We start from the raw sequence: 1,253 nt of genomic DNA on the forward strand, positions 1-1,253 counted from the left end.
GTGCCGACCCATGGTCGGCAGGGGCATTACCGATAGACCTGACAGATGCCGACCATGGGTCGGCACTACCAGGCAGCGTCCGCCGCCCTCAGATCAATGCGCCGGGGTGCCCTTGGCGTCCATCTTGCTCAGCTGGTACAGCTCAAGGCCAATACGCTTGATCAGACCCAGCTGCTTCTCCAGCCACCAGGCATGGTCTTCCTCGGTGTCGCGCAGCTGCAGCAGCAGGATGTCGCGGCTGACGTAGTCACCCTGCGCTTCGCACAGCTTCACACCGGCGGCCAGGTTGGCGCGCACCTGGTACTCGACCTGCAGGTCCTTTTCCAACATCTCCATCACGGTCACACCCGGCTCGAAGGCGTGCGGACGCATGTCGGGGTTGCCGCCGAGGAACAGGATGCGGCGCAGCAGCGCATCGGCGTGCTGTGTCTCTTCTTCCATCTCGTGGCCGATGCGCTCGAACAGCGCCAGCAGGCCCTGGTCCTCATAGCGACGGGAATGGATGAAGTACTGGTCGCGCGCAGCCAGTTCGCCGCGCAGCAGCTCCTTCAGGCACTCAATGACTTCGGCTTTGCCCTGCATGGGGGGTGCTCCTGATGATTCGATGGTGCATAGGGTGCCCCATCTGAAAACCCAATGATCTAATCGGAATCACTTTCAGTTGCGATTCCCTCTCTTTCGGCTTCACAAGCTGTCTACAATCGCGACAGAACCGCTACCGGGGGTAGGCCTGTGCTGCGTTGGCTGCTGCGTTCGCTTTGGGTTGTATTGGGGCTGTTGCTGGTCTTGCTACTGGTCATCTGGGGGCTGCTGCGTGGCAGCCTGCCGCAGTTGGACGGGGAACTGGCGCTGCCGGGGCTGTCGGCACCGGTCAGCATCCAGCGTGACGCACTGGGGGTGCTCACGGTCGAGGCCGCCAACGAGACCGACATGGCCCGTGCGCTGGGCTATGTACACGCGCAAGAACGCTTCTTCGAGATGGACCTGATGCGGCGCTCGGCGGCCGGCGAGCTGTCCGAGCTGTTCGGTGCCAAGGCCTTGCCGCTGGACAAGCGCATGCGCGTGCACCGCTTACGCGCCCACACCCAGCAGAACCTGGGTGCTGCCCTGGGTGACAAGCGCGGCGTCATCGAGGCTTACCGCGACGGTGTCAATGCCGGCCTGGCCGCCCTGCCGGTGCGGCCATGGCCGTATCTGCTGCTGCGCCAGCAGCCGCGGCCGGGGGAGCGGGGGGGCTCGGTGCTGACCCGGCG

General features: G+C 64.7%; 2 protein-coding genes. One reads left to right on the forward strand and one right to left on the reverse strand.

Going from position 1 to position 1,253, the window contains the following annotated elements; all coding sequences use genetic code 11:
- Positions 1-93: 93 nt before the first annotated feature.
- The gene (locus QMX78_RS21415) at positions 94-582 is read right to left on the reverse strand and encodes a bacterioferritin (RefSeq protein WP_282273472.1); all 489 of its coding nucleotides are present in this window, start codon (positions 580-582) and stop codon (positions 94-96) included.
- Positions 583-732: 150 nt separating this feature from the next.
- Between QMX78_RS21415 and QMX78_RS21420 the strand changes: the two genes are divergently transcribed.
- The coding region (locus QMX78_RS21420; RefSeq protein WP_282273474.1) for a penicillin acylase family protein at positions 733-1,253 on the forward strand (521 nt) is incomplete at its 3' end.

The organism is Stenotrophomonas sp. PS02298 (assembly GCF_029959445.1).
Classification (GTDB): Bacteria; Pseudomonadota; Gammaproteobacteria; order Xanthomonadales; family Xanthomonadaceae; genus Stenotrophomonas.

What these genes read in the sequence shown, in the direction of transcription:
- QMX78_RS21415 (WP_282273472.1), bottom strand. Translation starts at nt 582, where the DNA reads ATGCAGGGCAAAGCCGAAGTCATTGAGTGCCTGAAGGAGCTGCTGCGC.